The following is a 4,662-nucleotide window of genomic DNA, read 5'->3' as shown; positions in this document are numbered from 1 at the left end:
CGGTTGGTTGGGGCGGGTCAACACACCCCCCCCCCCCCCCCCCCCCGGCCCCCCCCCCCCCCCCCCCCCCCCCCCCCGCCCGATGTCCTCGCTCAGCCGCGGCGACCGCGACCCCGGCCGCGGCGGCCCTGGTCCTCGCCCGGCTCCCCGTACTCCTGCTCGTCGTACGACCCCAGCAGCTCGTCCGCCAGGGACGGCAGGTCGTCCAGCGGGGTCTCCTCGGCCCAGTCCGAACGCGGCCGGCGACGCGGCGCACCGTCGGCGTCGAGCTGCGGCATCTCGCGCGTACGGCTCCCGGAGCCGTCGGGGCCCGCGCCCGGCCGCTCGTCCCGGAAGAAGCCGGGCGGCATCCGGTCCGCCGGGGCGTCGCCCCGCACGGGCGGCAGTACGGCGGTCTCGTCCGCAGCGCCGGGGGTCACCGGCGGCAGCACGGCCGTCTCGTCGGCGGACACGGGCGGCAGTACGGCCGTCTCGTCCGCCGCACCGGGAGTCACCGGCGGCAGCACCGCGGTCTCGTCGGCGGCCGCAGAGGCGGCCGGCGGCTGCGGCAACTCGGCCGTCACCTCGGAGTCGGGGCCTGCCCCGCGCTTCCGGGCCTCTCCGGCCCGCTCCTCGCGCACCGGCCGCAGCACCGTCGTCTCGTCCGTGCCCGCAGACACGACCGGCGTCGGCACGGTCGCCGCGTCCGGGGTCATGCCCGGCACCGCGGGCTGCGGGGTGCTGGGCTTGAGAGCGGCCACGTCGGCCGCGGCCGACGCCTCGGCCGCCTGCCGGCGGGCCTCCTCCGCGCGCAGCAGGGCCTCCTCGGCCTTGCGCTGCTTCTCCAGGCGGCGCGCTTCCTCCTCGGCACGCAGCCGGGCCTGCCGGGCCTCTTCCTCGGCACGCAGCCGGGCTTCCTCCTCGGCCTGCTTGCGGCGCCGCTCCTCCTCGGCCCTGCGGCGGGCCTCCTCCTCGGCGCGGGCCTTCTCCTCGGCGAGGAGCCGCTGGCGCTCCTCCTCCGCCCGGCGCCGTGCCTCCTCGGCCCGCTGCCGGGCCTCCTCCGCCTGCCGTTCGGCCTCGCGGCGCTGCGCCTCCTCCAGCTCGCGGCGCTTGCGCTCCTCCTCCTCGGCGCGCAGCTTGGCGAGCTGCTCCTCGCGCTCGCGCTCCAGGCGCTCCTCCTCGGCCTTGCGCGCGGCCTCTTCCTCGGCCTTGCGGCGCGCCTCCTCCTCGGCCTTCTTCCGCGCCTCCTCCTGGGCCTTGATCTCGGCCTCGGAGAGCGGCAGCACGGTGTCGAGCCGGTGCCGGATCACGGTGGTGACGGCCTCGGGCTCCTGCGCGGCGTCCACGACCAGGTAGCGGCCCGGGTCGGAGGCGGCGAGCGTGAGGAAACCGGACCGCACGCGCGCGTGGAACTCGGCGGGCTCCGACTCCAGCCGGTCGGGCGCCTCGGTGAACCGCTCGCGGGCGGCCTCCGGCGCGACGTCCAGCAGGACGGTGAGGTGCGGGACGAGCCCGTCGGTCGCCCAGCGGTTGATGCGGGCGATCTCGGTCGGGGACAGGTCGCGGCCCGCGCCCTGGTAGGCCACGGACGAGTCGATGTACCGGTCCGAGATGACGACGGCGCCGCGCTCCAGGGCGGGCCGTACGACGGTGTCGACGTGCTCGGCCCGGTCGGCGGCGTACAGCAGTGCCTCCGCGCGGTGCGACAGGCCCGCCGAGGACACGTCCAGCAGGATCGAGCGCAGCCGCTTGCCGACGGGGGTGGCGCCCGGCTCACGGGTGAGGACGACCTCGTGGCCCTTGGCGCGGATCCACTCCGCGAGGGCCTCGGCCTGGGTGGACTTGCCGGCGCCGTCGCCGCCCTCCAGGGCGATGAAGAAGCCGTTCGCCGCCGGGGCCTGGACGGGGTCGTCGCCGCCGAGCAGCGCGTCCTTCAGGTCCTGGCGCAGCGGGACACCGGAGCGGTCGTCGACCTTGGCGAGCACCAGCGCGGCCACCGGCAGCAGCAGCGCGCCGACCAGCATCAGCGTGAAGGCGGCACCGCCGTGCGCGAAGACGAACCTGCCGTTCTCCAGCCGGTGCGGGCCGATCAGCGCCGCGACCAGGGGGGCGATCAGGGCTCCCAGCGCTATGAAGACGCGCACGACCGCGTGCAGGTGCTCGGTGGTGCGGGCCCTGCGGTACTCCTCGGTCTCCTGGTCGAGCAGGGCGTGCCCGGTGTTCGCGGCCACGCCCGCGGTGACGCCGGCCAGCGTGACGATCAGCAGCACGGTGGTGACGTCCGGGACGAGCCCGGCGGCCAGCAGGGCGATGCCGGTGAAGGCGATCGCGAGGGCGAGGAGCCGGCGGCGCGAAAGCGAGGGCAGCACCGAGGGCGCCGTCCGGATGCCGACGGCGACACCGCCGGTCAGACCCAGCACCTGCAGGCCGTACAGGACCGGGCCGCCGCCCAGGTCCTTGGCGTGCAGCACGCACACCGCGACCGCGGCGGCGATGGCTCCGGCCACGGCGGCGCAGGCGGGGACGAGCAGCGGGATGGCGCCCGTACGGCCCTTGTCGACGCCCGTGCCGGTGCGCGGACGGCGCAGGCCCTCCAGCGGGGAGCGCGGGCGCGGGGTACGCGTGTCCGGCAGTTGCAGGAAGGTGACCACGGACAGGGACGCGGCGAACAGTCCGGCCGCCACGTACGACCCGAGGGCCGCCTGGTGCTCGTCGAACCAGGCCACCACGGTGCCCAGCAGGTTGTTCAGCAGGCCGGCGACCACCAGTGCGGCGGCGGCCAGCGGGACCGCCAGGAAGCTGGTGCGCAGCGCGAGGCGGCGCAGGGCGTCCAGGTGGTCCGGCAGCGGCCGCACCGTCGCCCCCTCCGGGGGCGGGGCGGGCAGCAGGGCGGGCGCCGCGCTCTCCCGGCACACCGTCCACAGCCGCTCGGCGACGCCGGTGACGAAGGCGGTGACCAGCAGGACGGCGAGTGCGTTGTCCGGTGTCCAGTCGATCCACAGGGGCGCGACGATCAGCAGCGCGGCCCGCACACCGTCGGCGCCGGCCATCGTCCAGCGGCGGTCGAGCGGGCCGTCCTGGGAGGTGAGCGTGGTCAGCGGGCCGAGCAGCACCGCGCCGAAGAGCAGCGCGGCGAGGATGCGCGCCGCGAAGACGGTCGCCACTGCGAACGCCACGCCTCGGTAGCCGCCGCCGAAGGAGCCCTCGAGGACGGCCGCCTGGAGGACGAGAAGGACCAGCACGAGCAGCGCGAGGGTGTCGCCGACACCGCTCACGAGCTGTGCGCTCCACAGGCGCCGAAGCTCCGGTCGGCGCAGCAGGGAGCGGACGGCGCGCTCGCGGGAGTCCGCGACAAGGGCGTCGTCCGGTTCGGTGGTGGGGGCCGTTGGCTGCTCGGCTCGCGTCATGCGTTCAGCCTATCGGCAGTCACCGACAGCACACCCAGGCTGTCCGGGCGTGCGTACGCCCCGACACCAAAGTGATGCCGGGGCGTTCGTTTCGCGAAGCCGGAACGGCGCACCGGGCGCCGTTCCGGCGGAGTGTCAGTCCTCCGCGCCGGAGGCGGTCGCCTTCGAAGCCGTCGCCTTCTTGGCCGCCGTCTTCTTCGCCGTGGTCTTCTTCGCGGCCGCGGTCGTCTTCTTCGCCGCCGTCTTCTTGGCGGCGGTGGCGGTCTTCTTCGCCGGAGCGGCCTTCTTGGCCGTGGCCTTCTTCGCCGTCTTCTTGGCGGGGCTCTTCGCCCGCTTCTCGGCGAGCAGCTCGAAGCCGCGCTCCGGAGTGATCGTTTCCACACTGTCGCCGGAGCGCAGGGTCGCGTTGGTCTCGCCGTCGGTGACGTACGGGCCGAAGCGGCCATCCTTGACCACGACCGGCTTGGCGGAGACCGGGTCCTCGCCCAGCTCCTTCAGCGGCGGCTTGGCGGCCGCGCGGCCCCGCTGCTTCGGCTGGGCGTAGATCGCCTGCGCCTCCTCCAGCGTGATCGCGAAGATCTGGTCCTCGGACTGCAGCGAGCGCGAGTCCGTGCCCTTCTTCAGGTACGGGCCGTAGCGGCCGTTCTGCGCGGTGATCTCCACGCCGTCGGCGTCGGTGCCGACGACCCGCGGCAGCGACATCAGGTTCAGGGCGTCCGCGAGGGTCACCGTGTCCAGCGCCATGGACTTGAAGAGGGAGGCGGTGCGCGGCTTGACCGCGTTCTTGCCGGTCTTCGGGGTGCCCTCGGGGAGGATCTCCGTGACGTACGGGCCGTAGCGGCCGTCCTTGGCGACGATCATGTTCCCGGTCTCCGGGTGGGGACCCAGTTCGAAGTCGCCGCTCGGCTTGGCCAGCAGTTCCTCGGCCAGCTCGACGGTCAGCTCGTCCGGTGCCAGGTCCTCCGGGATGTCGGCGCGCTGGTGCTGCTCGGTGTCCTTCTCGCCGCGCTCGATGTACGGGCCGTAGCGGCCGACGCGCAGCACGATGTCGTTGCCCACCGGGAACGAGGAGACCTCGCGGGCGTCGATCGCGCCCAGGTCGGTCACCAGTTCCTTGAGGCCGCCGAGGTGGTCCCCGTCGCCGTTGCCCGCGTCGGGGGGGGGGGGGGGGGCCCCCGCGGGCGAGGCGGTGCCGGGGGCGGGGTGACCGAAGTAGGAAGAATTTCGGACAGGGGGGGGGTGGGTATCTCCGCGGGCGACGCGGTCGCAGGCATTT

At 75.0% G+C, this 4,662-nt stretch carries 2 protein-coding genes; both read right to left on the bottom strand.

Going from position 1 to position 4,662, the window contains the following annotated elements:
- Positions 1 to 92: 92 nt before the first annotated feature.
- Positions 93 to 3,386, bottom strand: a complete 3,294-nt coding sequence (gene tmk, locus AC07DS_RS39285) for a dTMP kinase (protein ID WP_479153405.1) — start codon at positions 3,384 to 3,386, stop codon at positions 93 to 95.
- A 135-nt stretch (positions 3,387 to 3,521) separates the two neighbouring features.
- The coding region (locus tag AC07DS_RS39280) for a topoisomerase C-terminal repeat-containing protein (RefSeq protein WP_479153403.1) at positions 3,522 to 4,662 on the bottom strand (1,141 nt) is incomplete at its 5' end.

This window comes from Streptomyces sp. NPDC044064 (genome assembly GCF_056434245.1).
The sequence above is the reverse complement of the archived record's forward strand: the minus strand, read 5'-3'. Positions and strand labels throughout refer to the sequence as shown.

Excerpts from the sequence above, each read along its gene's own strand:
- tmk (WP_479153405.1), bottom strand. The coding sequence starts at position 3,386 with ATGACGCGAGCCGAGCAGCCAACGGCCCCCACCACCGAACCGGACGAC.